Below are 14,439 nucleotides of genomic sequence, written 5' to 3'. Positions count from 1 at the left end.
CCTCCCGGTGTTGAAATTGATCTTGTTACTGGATCCGCCTGACACATTAGGCTTGATTCTTGCGTGAATTCAGCCACAACGGCACACGGAACAGAATATTAATGAGCAAAGCCACAAAGATCAACACAGCCGTTGTCTTTTGCGCAATTTCCTCGGCATCGGGCACAATTGCTTCGGATTGAATGTACCACAGATGCACAGCAAGGGTTCCTCCCGGCGATAGCAAATTGAAATCCCACATTTCCCCGGATGTAGATACCCCTGCGGTCAGAATAATGACGGCACTCTCTCCGAATGCGCGACCTGCCGTGAGGCAAATGCCTGTCATGATCCCGTTTATAGCCACCGGCAGCAATACATTACGGATCGTCTGCAAATGGGTAGAGCCAAGTGCAAAGGACGCATTACGAAGTTCAACCGGAACCGCCCGAACCGATTCCTCGGTTACCCTGGTAAGCACAGGCAGATTCAGAAAGGCAAGGCTGACGGCGGCGCCCAGAATCGTAAGACCAATTTCGAAGAACTCTACAAACAGGGCAATACCAAACAAACCAAAGATGATGGATGGAACAGAAGACAGTCCCTCCACGCAAATCCGCACGATCTCCATGAGTTTGTTGTTTGGAGCAAATTCCGCTAGATAAATCCCGGCCGCCATGCCGATGGGAATCGAGATCAGGAGGGATAGAATCAGCACATAGAACGAGTTGAACAGCGCCGGCCCAATCCCTCCTCCTTCTTCAATCTCGCTTGGAACACCATATAGAAAATCCCAGCTCAGCAAAGGCAGCCCTTTTTCCAGAAGAAGAAATAACAGTCCAACAATGAATAAAATGACGACAATCCCTACACCCCATACCATGCCCGTAAAAATCCGGTCCATCAGCGTGGATGCACCTCTGCGTTTGCCGAACGAATAGGCGGGGACAGCGTTCGCCTGTTTCTTCATACTCATGAGTAGCGTCCCCCTTTCTTCTGAAGCATTCTTACGGCTACAATCATCAAGATGGAAATGGCAAGCAGGATAAAGCCCATCATGTACAGCCCGTGATTCCAGGTGGAATCGAATTCGACGCTTGAGATTTGCATGACGATATTACTTGTCAGCACCGCTGTTGGTGTAAACAGACTGTTAGCGAGCTGCGCCGTATTGCCGATGACCATCACCACCGCCATCGTTTCTCCAATGGCACGAGTCATCCCAAGAATAACGGCGTACATGATTCCGCCTCTTGCAGCAGGCAAGACCACACGAGTTATGGTTTGGAATCGGTTCGTACCAAGTGCATAAGCTGCATCCCGGTATTTGTTCGGTACAGCAGATATGGCATCATCACTGATCCGGCTAATGGTAGGCAGCACCATAATCGTCAGAACGATGGACGCTGCGAGCAAACCGTCCGCCAGATCATGTCCACTGATATCCCTAAGCCAGGGGATGAGAATCGTCAGTCCCAAGAAACCGTATACCACAGAAGGAATACCCACCAACAGATCCAATACGGGTCGCAGAATATGGCGAAGCCATTTTGGCGTCATTTCCGCGAGAAACACGGCAATGATGACGGAGATTGGAATGGCAAACAGCATCGTGAGCCCCGTCAGTGCCAGCGTTCCCAGAATAAAGGTCAGCGCACCGTAATGCTCATTTTCCGGGTCCCAGTTGGTAGAGAAAAAGAATTCGCTGAGCGAAACATCCGCAAAGGTCAGAACGCCCGTACGAAGCATAAGGACCAGAATGCATAACAGAACCAGACAAACGAACAATGTACTGCCAATACAGACCATGCGAAACAGTTTATTGGACCATCTTAAACGCGCCTTACGGTCAAACCGGGTTCCCGATCCGGGAGCCTTGCCGATGCTTGAACCAAGCTCACTCGGAGCAGGGCTGTTCGTGGATGGATTTAAATCGATCATGAAGGGCTCTTCCTTTCACATAGAGAAGCCAGCTTGGCGACCGTGCGCAGAAGCTGGCTATCCCTTTCCTTATGAAATGCGAGAATGATGGACGTTCGCAGCTTTCGTTATTTAACGGCAGCAAGCGGAATGAATTTCAGTTTTTTCAGGGAACCGTTCTGGAACTTGCTGCTTTGGATATACTCGATGAACGCTTTGGTTGCTCCCGTAGGTTGACCTTTGGTCATGTAATATCCAATACCCCATACTTTGTATGTTTTGTTCAGGACGTTTTTCTCTGTTGGTGCCACGCCATTGATGGATACAGCCTTCATTTTGCTAGTTACATACGGAAGGTCAATATAACCGATTGCATTTGGTGTCGTTTCAATTGTTGTTTTCATATCGCCGCTGGAGCCAACCTCTTTGTAGTTGTCCCCTTTGCTCATGAAATCCTTGCCATCCAGAGCTTTTTGTTGGAAGTTAACCCGTGTACCGGAACCAAATTTACGGTTAACTACAACGATGTTGGCATCCGATCCGCCGACTTCCTTCCAGTTTGTCACTTTGCCGGAGAAGATGTCCTGCAGTTGTTTTGTTGTCAGATTGCTTACACCCACATTGGTATTAACGACAGCCGTGAACACTGTTACAGCTACCGGATTGGCTACCAAGCCATCAAATTTCTTGAAGCCAGGTACATCTTTGGATGCATCCCAGTCTACAGCGCCAATATCCGCGATCCCTTTACGAACAGATTGAGGACCTGTGATGGAACCTGCTGCGGAAGCCGAGATTTTAACTTTTGGATTATCTTTTTTGAATTCGCTGGCAGCTTGAAGTGTCAGCGGAAGCAATGCGGAGGAACCGTTAATGACTATTTTACCTTTCTCTGTGCTCTTGGCAGCTGATGCTGTCGTTGCGCCACCCAGTCCACCAATCAGAGATACAGCCATAAGCATTGCTGTGAAGGGTTTGATCCATTTTTTCATGTTAATTAAACTCCTCTCGAATTAAAAAGCTTGTGATCATATTTGATATAAAACATTACTTCGTAACGGCTCTCCAGCTTCCGCCAGCTTGTACCAGAACTCGGCCGTTCTCAACCACAGAGATTTGTGTTCCGGCAACCGCGATGGAGGATACATCGGAAGATACGGTGTACAGCTTGGTTTGTTTTCCAGTTACCGGATCGATCGAAAGGATCACGCTGTTGCTGTCATCCTGGGCCGCAAGTACATACAAGATGCCACCCGACAGAATAGCTTGTTCTACATCGTACTCGGCATACACCGGCGTAGACTTTTGAGATGAATCCACAGACAGCAATGATGCTTTACCGTCTTCGGAAGGTACACTCACGTAGTAGGCTTTTTGTCCGTCAGCAGACCATACAAATACCTTGTCGTCAGTTGATGTTGTGAGCTTCACAGCCTCCGGTTTTGAATCTGCTGTGTTATACGAAAATATTTGCTGTTGATTGGATGAGAAATCAATGGAGACATTGTCTTCATCCACATTGGTTGTATCCGAAGTTACGGTACCAAGTGTTGTTACGGTATAGATGAATTTCTTGCCGTCAGCAGATACATTCAGGTTTTCCTTATAGTCCACCTTGTCTTCGACCACTTTCGTAATCGCCCCATCCGCCAGATTCACCTTGGCAATCACGGACCCTTTATCCCCTTGCAGGAAGTAGATTGCATTCCCGTCAGCAGACCATACCAACTCAGGCTTGATGCTGTTGTCGCTGGTGATTAGTTTGGAAGCCTTGGTCTTCAGATCAATAACATAAACGGCTCCTTCGGCATTCGTATACGCCGCTTGATCACCACTTGGCGAAATAACGAGATCCGATCCACCGTCTGTCGTTAACAACAGATCATATTTGCCGCTTGTTGTATTGACGAGATAATCGTTTCTGCCATTGTTATCGCTCTTGGAAACAATCAGCTTATCTGCTCCGGCAAAACGAGGATTCTCGACTTCATCGATCAAGGATACTGTACTGATCTCAAGCAGTCCGTTTCGCTTGACAATCGTACCGCCAACGCCCGACACCAGTGGACGAAGAGCGATGTAACTTGTACCACCGATGATAGTAACGGGTTGATTCAGATTCACTTTGACGTCATCTACCACGATTTGTTTACTATTGTTTTGGAGCGTCACGCTGTGATCATTCAGCTTGATCACCGTCGTTCCGCTATGTACTTCGGCTTGTGCGCCGATGGCTTTGATCACATCACGAAGTGACACAAGTGTCTCCCCATTTTTAACGATGGAACGAACGACGACGCTGTTACCGTTTATTGTAAGCGTGGAATTTTGCACCTGAGCTGCATTAGCCACAGGTTTCACTGCAGGAGCAGCCGATACTGCACTAACCACAGAAGTACCTAACACTGTTGCTACCATGGACACCACTAACACCTTTTTCATTGACATTGGCTCTTGTCACCCTTCTCTATTCCATTTAATTTGCCTTGTTTTGTCATGCCCTGCTGTCTGGTATTCTGCATGTATCGTCTTTATGAGAGCTTGTCCGGCTCATCCCCCCAACTTCCACGTTCATAGTAAAAATGACCTATCACGATTGTAATTATAGGAGAGATTTGTAAACGGAAAATCCTGGAATTGTTAACGAATTGTCAATGTTTTCATAAATACAAAAAAAGAGTCGATGGAATATGACCCACGACCCGTTTTTTGTCTTATTTTCCTAGATAAATAGTTTCATCAATGTATTAAAAATCGGATTCACAATATAACCTGTCGGATGGATCGAATACCTCTTACCCGAGTTTAGACGACTGATCTTTTCCATTTCCTCAGCGGACAGCTCAAAATCAAAGATTTCACTATTTTCTCTGATCCGCTTTGGATTGGATGATTTGGGAATCAGGATGACGCCCCGTTCCAGATGCCAACGCAAAATCACTTGAGCCACCGTCTTATGGTGATGATCAGCGATTTCCTTCAATACCGGATGCTGTAATAACACTTTATTCCCCTGTCCCAGTGGACCCCATGCCTCATGTAAAATTTGATGTTTGTCCATATAGGCACGCAGTTCGTTCTGTGGAAATTCCGGGTGCGTCTCGATCTGGTTGATCATCGGCAAGATTTTCGTGTGCTTCCTTAATTCTTCCAGATGCTGAATCTCAAAGTTCGCGACCCCAATGACCCTGATCTTGCCTTCCTCGTATAATTCCTCCATGGCTTTCCACGTTTCGATATACTTTGGCGAGGCAAAATGGATTAAATACATGTCAAGGTAATCGACACCCAGCTTGTTTATCGTTTCCTGGAAAGCTTTCTTGGTCGCTTCATAGCCATGATCCGTATTCCAGACTTTCGACGTGATGAAGAATTGCTCGCGCGGAATTGGACTATGCCGGATCTCTGCTCCCAGCGCTTTCTCATTCCCATAGATCCGGGCAGTATCAAAATGTCGGTACCCGACCTGAATGGCCTCGCGAGTCGCTGTTGTAAATTCTGCTTCTTTCGTTATTTTGTAAACCCCAAAACCCAGTTGGGGAATAGGAACCCCGTTTCTGGCTTCAACCACTTTTGTATGCAAATTCATTTTAACTGCTCCTCTCAAAACGGAATATACTTGATATATATTATATCTAGTTAAAGCCAAAAAAAGAGGTTAACCCTTTTTTTCTTCATGAAACAGATCGGTTAACCTTATGTCTTTTAAATAATTCTGCATTGCGATCTCCGCACCTTCAAGATGATGAATGACCTTTTCTTTCACGTCATTCACGTCTTGTCCCTGGAGTGTTACATCGGTATGAATTTTAAACAAATCTTTGCCGGGTTCAACCGCCAGGAATACATCCAACATCGTGATTTCCGATAAAGGCTGAGCAAGCAATATGCCGCCCTTGGCACCTTCTTTTGCCATTGTCAGTTTGGCATTATTCAGGTTGCGAATGACTTTTACCGTCGTAGGAACCGGAATATTTAGCTGCTCCGATATCACTTTGGTCGATAGATAGTTAAGACAGTTCTTCTCGGTGTACGCGTGAACGTAGAGCAGAATGGAGATTCCCTGTGATAAGGCTGTAGAGTATGCCATTGCATTCATCCTAACTATTTCTTTTCTAAATATACTATATATCTTTTATATTTAGTTAGCAACTATCCGCCTATTCCCACTCCACCCTCGATTTCATCGCTGCATATTTACTGGGAGTGATACCTACAGCAGCCTTGAAAGACCGACTGAACAGATGAATACTCGAAAAGCCAACTTCCTCGGCAATCCGGGTTAAATTATGTGTTCCTTCAATAATTCTTTTCTGGGACTGCTCTATTCGGATATGTGTCACATATTTGTGAAGGGTAATCCCCAGCTTGCTTTTGAATAAATGCGATAAATGGTTCGTCGATACACCGACATGTCTACTGATAGCAACATTATTTAATTGAGGGTCGGCGTAGCATTCATGAATATAACGAATCGACTTTTCAATGAATGCCCACCCCTTGGTCATGTTCCCCTCTTGGTCCTGATCTTCGGATTGATTTTTGAAAAACAGATGCAGCAACTCCAAACATATGGATTTCGTGATTAACGAAGATCCTCCCCGCTGCTCCTGAAACTCCTTATGCATGAGCGCAAATCTCTTTTTCCATTCAATTCGATCGGCTAGCTGCAAATGAGAGATTGGCCGTATGGAAGCCAGCTTCATTTCCCTATCCGCCAGATCAGGTCGTTCACTATGAGCTGCACTCGTATTCTTCAATAAACTACGCTCTTCCTCATAGTACAGATCAAAATGAAAAATATACTGAATCAATGGCTGCGTGGAGGTAGACCGAATGATATGAGACATGAATGGATGCATCAGCACAATGTCGCCTTCTTTGACCAGGAATTTCACACCACTCAAGAAGAACTCCGCTTCCCCTTGTTCGATGTATGTATACACATGATCGTGGTCTATCCATTCCCCTGCCAAAGAAAATGATTCCGTCACTCTTGCCGCTCTTACGAATGGCGAAATGCTATTCATCCATGCCTCATACACATGTATTCCTCCCAACTGCCTTCTCACTGATCCGGTTTATATTTTCGCAAACACTTTATCGAAGCCTGCTTTGGACTTGGCAAACAATTCACTTGAATCGAGGGTTGGTGTTGGTGCAAGCACCTCTTGAGATACAACGCCAGTGTATCCAATGGTCTTCAGGTTCTTCAAGAACCCCTGCAGATCGATTACTCCCTCGCCAGGGTATAAACGCTCATGATCCAGCAATTCTTCAATGGGCAGATCATAAGCATCATTGATATGAACATGGACAATCTGTTCCTTCTTAAGATCCAACACCTCTTCAATCTTTAATCCATTCGTATGCCAATGATAGGAATCCACCAATAAACCTACATTGGGAGCATGAATTGTTTCGATCCAGTCAAGCGTATCCTCCACACTCCAAATAAATGGATTCTTCCATTGAGTGCGCAGATGATGGCAACCCACAAATTCCAGGCCCAGTCGAATTCCATATGCGTCCAGAATATCTGCACACAATCTCAAACGTTTGGTAGCTGCCGCCATAAATGATGCTGCTGGCTGATCTGTGGAAGGTAAAATATAGGTGCAACAGCTGTAACAGTTCAACGAAGCGGAGGCTTCTGCCAATTGAACCAGCGATTGAAGTCCTTCACGAAACTGTTCATCTGTGGTTCTCCAGTCCACGGTCAGATCGGATGAACCGATGAACACCTGATTGCTTTCCAACAGGTGTTTGGCCTGTTCTTTGCCAACCTCTTCAATTAATGAGAGCGGATTCAAATCTACAGACTGAAATCCGTATTTTGCAGCATTCGTAATATATTGTTCATTGGACTCGATGTTCCCTAAGCCTGCTCTTGTTAACCCTCTAATCATCCCAATCTCCTCCTAGGACCAGTCAAACAGTACACCGTTATACTGGTCTTTATTCAATCTCAGTCCCTCATATGCTTCTTGCGCTTGATCCGGCTTCATCACATGACTGATCAATGGTTCGATATGCAGCTTGTTCTTTAACATCAGTTCAAATACAATGTTCGAATTTCTCACCAGGGAATGCTTCACGAATTCGTTCGGCTCAACCGGGAAGCGCCATTCATGTGCCCCCTTAAACGTAATACAGCCTCGTCCATACAGGTGGCAGTAGTTCAATATATCGGTGACATCCGTGTTATATTCGCCTCGTGGACTGCCCAGGAAAATAATCTCTCCCAGCTTCCCGATCCACTCCAGACTTTGAACACCTACACTGGGTACACCCGTCGCCTCAATATGAGTGGATACACCTGCTCCATTCGTTATGGCATGTATCTTTTCTTTTACTTTATCTTCTCCGCCATGGAGCGTATAGTCAACCCCACATGTCTGGGCAGTTCGAATTCGTTCCGGTGACAGGTCCACGCCAATCACAGTTGCACCTTGAAGGCGTGCCAATTGAGCAGCCAAATTCCCTACCAATCCAAGCCCCGTCACGCCAACAACGTCCCCAAGTTCAATATTGGATACACGAACGGAGGTGAATGCCACGGTTGCCATACGGGTGAAGGGAACCCACTTCAAATCTAAGTGCTCAGGTACCTTGATGAAAACATGATCTGTGGATACCACTTGATATTCAGCATGTTGACCATAATGAAACACAGCGTCCCCGGGCTGAACATGGTGTACACCCTGCCCCACCTCGATCACTTCACTTACACTCGCATACCCCGGACATACGGGAAGCTTGGCCCACTCTTCTTTTCCCGATAACATGGCCAGCTCCGTTCCCGGACTGATCAGGGAATAGATCAATTTAACCAATACTTCCTTCTCCCCTAGGGCTGGCAAAATAAAGTCCTCTTCTACCGTTTCCACTTGCAGCGGACGAGCAAACATGATCTTTCTATTCTTCATCACCTTCACTCCTTTCTATCTTTTTAACTACAATATAAGACTTTTCATTAACATTGTCTTTGATTGCAAAACCGATTTTTTATCTAAAACAACGATTTTAAAATCTTTGTAAGCGAATACAGCATAAACGTAAAAAGACTCACATGATCCAATGATCTGTGAGCCTCAAATTCAATCCTATTCAGTCGTAGTCTGATACAATGCGGTCCCCCCATTAGAAGACGGGATATTTCAGGGATATCCAGCCGTCATTGAAACCGGATTGGCCGCATGGTTCCTTTTTTGCTAATTTCACAGCTACACTTGTCACTTCTCAACCGCCAACTACGGCTGCAACCCACGAACCTCAAACTCATAGATTCGTGCTGCCGTATCGCCACCCTGCGTAGGTTTCAGCACATTCAGCTTCACATAACGAGCCTTGACCAGTGCAATTGCATCCGAGGTTTCGGCTGCGGTATTCCCCTGTACATGAACTACATCTGACCAATTCACGCCATCAGCACTGACCTGAATCGAATAGTCGCTTGTATTAAAACCAGACCACTCCCCACCACTCTCCGCATGTTTGATGACAAAACCACTGATCTGATGTTCTTTGCCAAGATCAACTTGCAGCCAATGCGCCTGATTCCCCAGTGCGCACCACTTGCTGTTGCCCGTCACCTTGCCGTCAATTGCCTTTCCCGCACCTTCAGCAGGTCCGCAAGCATGGTCGGCAGTGGCCGTTTTGCCAAGTGCGACATTTTTGATCCCGGAAGCAGCCTTACTTACGGTGATCAAAGCTTGCTTTGTTACCGTATCCTGCCCCGAGCTGTTGGTAGCTGTAAGCGTCACATTGTACGTGCCTTCCTTGTCATACGTTACCACTGGATTTTGCTCCGTGCTGACAGCCGGACTGCCATTCTCAAAAGTCCACGACCAGCCTTCCGTCACCTCGGAAGAGAGGTCAGTGAAATGCACCTGCTGACCCGGCGTGATCAGCGTTGTATCCGCCTTGAACTTTGCTTCCGGCTTCGGATACGCTGGCCACTGAATGGTCACGCTGGCAGCCTGGCCGCGCTCATATTTTGCATTCACTGCCACGACTTTCAGTATAGTCGCCTGTTCCGCGTTGATTCTCTTCATCTCAGGCACATAGAACACGTTATTGGCGGTCGCACCCACCCAAGTCTCTTTGCCGTCGGGCAGTACACGGTAAATCTCATATTGTTGAACTTCCTCGTTCAACGCGTTCCATTGCAACCTTGCATCACCGTAAATACCGCCGCGGAAATCGGATTGGGTGACATTCAATGCTTGAACGGCCTCAAGAGGGTTCGATGGATTACTGTTCTTGTTCTTGTGGATAGATAGCTGCCCAATATGGATGTTATAATCCGATACGGTTTCCGTACTGTCAAAATACAAAGACAATGCCGCAATCTGCTTTCCTTGGTAAGGCGTCAGATTGATCGTGTCCGTCGCCCAGTCGGTTGCCTTCTCGTTCTTCACATCCAGAAAGACGAACTGGTCCGGTTGGTTTGCAAAAGCGAGGCCAACCTTCATGCCCGGCTTGCTCTGCGTCTTGTACGTAATTGATAGCTCAGTACCCGACTCGATCTTGAGATCTGTTTTATACAGCTTCAGATGGGTTGCATTCGTTGGACTTAATGCACCGGCTACCTTCAGGGAACTGCCACCATAATAGGCATCCGACCAATCGAGAGAAGGTTTCAGCGCCGTGCCTTTACTTTCTGCTAACCAGCGCCATGTCGGAAGTACGTCCTGCAAACTGCGATTATTCCATCCAGTCTCCCGCACTTGTGTGCCATCAACATAGAATTTCTCGCCACTGCCCGTGTTGAAATTGGTCGTGAAGGGCAGCTGGTCCACCGGCGATGATTCAACCACATTGTTCGCAATCCCTTTCCAGGCCTGGCTTGTCGACGTATTGGCCGGGTTGCCGTTCTGCCCTACCCAGAACTTATTTTCACGGGCAAAGAAATCGGTCATGCTGTCCGCGCTGTTGTACGACCAATCCGGCCGATAAATGCCGAGGGAAGTCACAGCCGGTTTCCCTTCAGGAAACAGCAAATTCCATTTCAGACTGGTATCGTATCCTTTAGCTTCCACATCGATGCCTGCGAACAGTTCAAATGGTGATCTGCCCAGGCTTTTGGCTTTGGCCGCAGAACTGCCAAGATCATTCCACCAGAAATTCAGGAACATGCTGTCTGATACCTTGTTCCCGTTATCCTGAAGGAACATTGCATTCCGGTCCGTCAGCGCATTTTGCCATGAAATATTGCCTTCCTTCGTCATGGAATCATACCAGATGATCTCCATACCCGCAGGCTTATGATCCTGAAGATAACGGAGGAATGTCTTCATTAACTGTGCGTCAGTGGCTGTTCCACCTTCAGTCTCCTGGTTGATAAACCAGCCGTCAAAACCGTAGTACTCTGCTACCTCAATTAATTTATCCGCGGCGGGGAAGGAGCCGTCGCTGTTCTTCTGAAGCATTTGCTTCACCCACTCATATTTGCCACCGTATACCGATGGCGGGAAGAACACTGTGCCCATGATTGGCACTCCGTTCCGGTGTGCCGCATCAATCGTATCGGCGCTTGGTGGCACAATAATGCCTTCTCCCGCCGAGCCACCCCAATATACGAGCTTGTCGACATACTGCCAGTAAGAGAACGTATTTGCAGAGAATGTATCCGATCCCTGCGATGGAACGCCGCTGGTTCCCTGATTCAGCGCAGACAAGGCCATTACTTTGGGATCTTTCGTTGCGTTCGGGTTAACTGCCTCTCCTGTGAATCGGCTCTGGAGCGGAATGGTGCTCCGGTTGAAGGCCGCATCCGGGTCGGAAGCTGGATTCCAGTTAAGCAATTGTTCAGGCAGCCAATAGGATGAATAAGGTTGCTTCGCCAAGGCCGCTGAGGAAAGAACAGCGCATACCAATATTACAAATAGGAGACTCGCACCAAGCTTTTTCATGCCATATCCTCCAATCCAATTTTGGCAATCCACTCAGGGTAAAAAAAGAAACGCCCGTCAAACCGGACAGACGTTTCCATGTCTACTTTATCATTCAGGCTTATTTTGGATTTGCAGCTTTCCATTCGTCGTATTGCTTTTGTGCTTCTGCAATCACTTTATCCAGACCTGCCGCTTTCAACTTCTCGATCGCTTTCGGCAGATGCTCATCCGGGTCAACAGCTCCCGTCATGATGGATGGGTAGAATTCCTTCACGATGGCGGAGATGGAAGCCACTTCCGTCTTCACCGGGTCAGGATTGAAGTTGAAGCCAAAGCTCGGAGCAACTTTCGCGGAATTGTTGAATTCCTTGAACGCTTCCCACTTATCTGCTGGATCTTCCTTGTGCATGTAGGTCAGGAACAAGTTACCCAGGGCAAAGCCAGGCATCTGGAATCCGTCCTTCATCGCTGGCAGATCCTCAATGACATTATCCGAAATCTTTTTGTAATGTGTTCCTTCAATGCCGTAGTTGATCAGGTTACGCAGATATGGATCGGTATTCAGCAAGTTCAGGAACATCATAGCCCGTTCCGGATTCTTGGAGTTCGCCGAGATTGCATGCATAGCGCCTGTTGCCGAACCAGTGAAAATAACCGGATCCTGCATCGGTGTAGTCACGATATCATAGCCCGCACTTCTGGACCATCCCAGTTCGGCGTACGGCTGTGTCTGTTCACGGTCAACAAACCATTTGCCTGTTTTGATGTTGTCGATGCCTTCCAGTGTCGCTACATCCTTGCGCAGATAACCAGCCTGATAGTATTTACGGATGGTTTTCAACGAGCTTTTCAGCTCTTCGGATTCCAACACATTAACGTATTTACCAGTGTCACCATTCATGTTGATACCAACCGGGAATTCGTCACCCAACAGGAAGTCGAACGCCAGATAAGGCTTAAAGCCCTTCGGAACAGCCAGCGGAGTAATGTCGGCTGGTTCATTATCCTTAATTTGCTGCAGGTAAGGCTCCAGATCCTCTAATGTGCGAATCTTGGTGATGTCCATGTTGTATTTATCAACGTACTGCTTGTTGAAGCGCCATACCCATTGCGAAGCCAACTCTTTGTTCACTGGCACGGCATAGTTTTGGCCACCGATCTGCGATCCCGTAAGGAACCGTGGATCAAGTTGCTCTTTAATGCCCTGACCATACTTATCCAACAGATCATTGATTGGCAGGAATGCTCCTCTGGTGGCATTTGGCAGATAATCATAAGCCCAGGAAGAAGTGAAAGCGATATCATAATTTTCGCCCGAAGCGGTAATGACTGGCATACGTTTGGAATAATCACCCCAGTCAATCATCGTGATGTCGACGGTTGTATTTATTTTCTTCATTAAGTATTTGTTCATTTCTTCCTGTACCATTGGCAGATCGCGTTGTGGACCACCAATCAGATATACCTTGAGCTTCACCGTGTCCTTATCGCCGGATTCTCCCCCGGATGCCGCATTCCCGCTTGTATCATTGGTATTACTGCCACCGCAGCCTGCTAGAACAGTAGAAAAAGCAAGCAGTAAAGTAACCATGAGCAGAGCGATTTTTCTTGTCTTCATGTGTATCCCCCTTATCAATGTTATTGTTACTGCCCTTTGAGGGCAGGCACAACCAGACTTATTCTTTGACCGAACCGATGGTCAGACCTTGTATAAAATACTTTTGGAAAAACGGATACGCCAGCGCAACCGGCAGTGTAGCCAAGACAACCATCGCCATGCGGACGGTCTCCGTTGGCAGTGTCGAGGCAATGTCATAAGACACGACCCGGCTGCTGTTTTGCACAACAAAATCCATATTGTTCTGTATTCGAATCAGCAATGTCTGGAGTGGAATCAAATTCGCATTGTCGATATAAAGCAACGCATTGAACCAGTCATTCCAGAATCCTAACGTACTGAACAATCCAATAGTCGCAATGCCCGGCAACGAAATCGGCAGCACGATGCGCGTATAGATACCGAATTCAGAAGCTCCGTCGATTTTGGCCGACTCAATAACCGCATCCGGCACGGTGGTCGTGAAAAATGTACGCATAACGATAATGTAAAAAGCGTTCATGATTGACGGCAGGATCAGCGCCCAGATCGAATCCCGCAAGTGCAGCACCTGCGTAACCACAATGTAACTGGGAACGAGACCGCCGGAAAATAGCATGGTGAAGAAGGCCAAAAAGCTGAAAAACCGACGCTGTGCAAAATTTTTGCGCGAGATGGCATATGCATACGTGGTGACCAAATACAGTGTGAGCGCGGTTCCGACAACCGTCACCGTTAAGGTAACCCCAAACGATTGGGCCATCTGCTGCCCGGATTCCATAAGGAATCGGTAGGCATCCAGCGTCCAGACTTCAGGGAATAACTTAAATCCATTGATCGCCAGCGTCTTCTCATCGGTAAATGAGATGATAACAATGAACAGAAACGGAAAGATACAAGATAAGGCAAACAGACCGATAGCTATATTAAAAATCACATTGGATAATGGCGAAATGGCATTCAGATCTCTCGATTTCTTTCCGGTTCTCCTCGTATGGGCAGATGCCCGCTTTACCGGTTCGCTTAAATTACTCATGGAAGCAC

At 47.0% G+C, this 14,439-nt stretch carries 12 protein-coding genes; all 12 read right to left on the bottom strand.

Going from position 1 to position 14,439, the window contains the following annotated elements:
* Positions 1-46: 46 nt before the first annotated feature.
* Positions 47-955 carry a phosphate ABC transporter permease PstA gene (gene pstA / locus A6049_RS14345; RefSeq protein ID WP_063565320.1) on the bottom strand — a complete coding sequence of 303 codons (909 nt, stop codon included), beginning with the start codon at positions 953-955 and terminating at the stop codon, positions 47-49.
* Complete coding sequence (gene pstC / locus A6049_RS14340; protein WP_063565319.1) at positions 952-1,920, bottom strand: phosphate ABC transporter permease subunit PstC; 969 nt, start codon at positions 1,918-1,920, stop codon at positions 952-954. Before pstC ends, pstA begins: the two co-directional genes overlap by 4 nt.
* Before the next feature lie 107 nt (positions 1,921-2,027).
* Positions 2,028-2,891: a phosphate ABC transporter substrate-binding protein gene (locus A6049_RS14335; RefSeq protein ID WP_063565318.1), complete on the bottom strand. Its 864-nt coding sequence runs from the start codon at positions 2,889-2,891 to the stop codon at positions 2,028-2,030.
* Between the two features lie 55 nt (positions 2,892-2,946).
* Positions 2,947-4,341: a stalk domain-containing protein gene (locus tag A6049_RS14330; protein WP_240321399.1), complete on the bottom strand. Its 1,395-nt coding sequence runs from the start codon at positions 4,339-4,341 to the stop codon at positions 2,947-2,949.
* Positions 4,342-4,621: 280 nt separating this feature from the next.
* Complete coding sequence (locus A6049_RS14325; RefSeq protein ID WP_063565317.1) at positions 4,622-5,488, bottom strand: aldo/keto reductase; 867 nt, start codon at positions 5,486-5,488, stop codon at positions 4,622-4,624.
* Between the two features lie 69 nt (positions 5,489-5,557).
* Positions 5,558-5,989, bottom strand: coding sequence for an RrF2 family transcriptional regulator (locus tag A6049_RS14320; RefSeq protein WP_063565316.1), 432 nt, complete (start codon positions 5,987-5,989; stop codon positions 5,558-5,560).
* Between the two features lie 70 nt (positions 5,990-6,059).
* A complete protein-coding gene (locus A6049_RS14315; protein ID WP_063565315.1) occupies positions 6,060-6,944 on the bottom strand; it encodes an AraC family transcriptional regulator in 885 nt (294 codons plus the stop codon).
* A 36-nt stretch (positions 6,945-6,980) separates the two neighbouring features.
* Complete coding sequence (locus A6049_RS14310; RefSeq protein ID WP_063565314.1) at positions 6,981-7,808, bottom strand: sugar phosphate isomerase/epimerase family protein; 828 nt, start codon at positions 7,806-7,808, stop codon at positions 6,981-6,983.
* A 12-nt stretch (positions 7,809-7,820) separates the two neighbouring features.
* Positions 7,821-8,828, bottom strand: coding sequence for a zinc-dependent alcohol dehydrogenase (locus A6049_RS14305; protein ID WP_063565313.1), 1,008 nt, complete (start codon positions 8,826-8,828; stop codon positions 7,821-7,823).
* A gap of 324 nt (positions 8,829-9,152) precedes the next feature.
* On the bottom strand, positions 9,153-11,816 hold the full coding sequence (locus tag A6049_RS14300) for an endo-beta-N-acetylglucosaminidase (RefSeq protein WP_063565312.1): 2,664 nt from the start codon (positions 11,814-11,816) through the stop codon (positions 9,153-9,155).
* 100 nt (positions 11,817-11,916) lie between these two features.
* On the bottom strand, positions 11,917-13,416 hold the full coding sequence (locus A6049_RS14295) for an ABC transporter substrate-binding protein (RefSeq protein ID WP_063565311.1): 1,500 nt from the start codon (positions 13,414-13,416) through the stop codon (positions 11,917-11,919).
* Between the two features lie 58 nt (positions 13,417-13,474).
* Positions 13,475-14,431, bottom strand: coding sequence for a carbohydrate ABC transporter permease (locus A6049_RS14290; RefSeq protein ID WP_063565310.1), 957 nt, complete (start codon positions 14,429-14,431; stop codon positions 13,475-13,477).
* Between the last annotated feature and the right edge of the window lie 8 nt (positions 14,432-14,439).

The sequence above is a fragment of the Paenibacillus sp. O199 genome (assembly GCF_001636635.1).
Taxonomy (GTDB): domain Bacteria; phylum Bacillota; class Bacilli; order Paenibacillales; family Paenibacillaceae; genus Paenibacillus; species Paenibacillus marchantiae.
The sequence above is the reverse complement of the archived record's forward strand: the minus strand, read 5'-3'. Positions and strand labels throughout refer to the sequence as shown.